This window comes from Parasedimentitalea nitratireducens, from assembly GCF_057444295.1.
Map to the genome: position 1 here is coordinate 1 of NZ_JBYAXC010000045.1, position 605 is coordinate 605.

Annotated in this window: 1 protein-coding gene; it reads right to left on the bottom strand. The window is 54.5% G+C overall.

The window, feature by feature from the left end; all coding sequences use genetic code 11:
* Positions 1 to 74: 74 nt before the first annotated feature.
* Positions 75 to 605: transposase (locus tag AC2T28_RS24940; protein ID WP_486751300.1), on the bottom strand; the 531-nt coding region annotated here is incomplete at its 5' end.

Consider the following 605-nt stretch of genomic DNA (forward strand, 5'->3'; position numbering starts at 1 on the left):
TGTGCGTCGGCAGAGTTTTTGGGTCCAAAGGCAGCCTAAACTAAGAGAAAGTTTGGCTCATCTGGTTGGTTTGATTATGCGGCGTGTTGCCTGTGATGCAAGCGGCGCGCTTCGAGCGTCTTTCGTTTGATCCTTTCTCGCTGTTGTAGAATGGCTTTGTCCCGTCCGAAGTAGACGTCGGCGGGTGTGACGTTGTTCAGGCTCTCGTGGTAGCGCTGGTGGTTGTAGTGGTCGACGAAGGCTTCGATCTGGGCTTCGAGATCACCGGGTAGGAAGTAGTTTTCCAGCAGGATGCGGTTCTTCAAAGTCTGATGCCATCGCTCGATCTTACCCTGTGTTTGAGGATGATACGGCGCTCCGCGTGAGTGCTTCATGCCTTTGTCCTGCAACCACTCAGCCAGATCGCCCGAGACGTAACTTGAGCCGTTATCGCTGAGCAGGCGTGGTTTATGAACGACGTGGACCTGATCGCAGCCTGAGGCTTGAAGGGCCAGGTCCAGGGTGTCAGTCACGTCTTTAGCCCTCATGTTTGTGCAGAGTTTCCACGAGATGATGTAGCGGCTGTAATCGTCGAGGATGGTGCTGAGATAGAACCACCCCCAGCC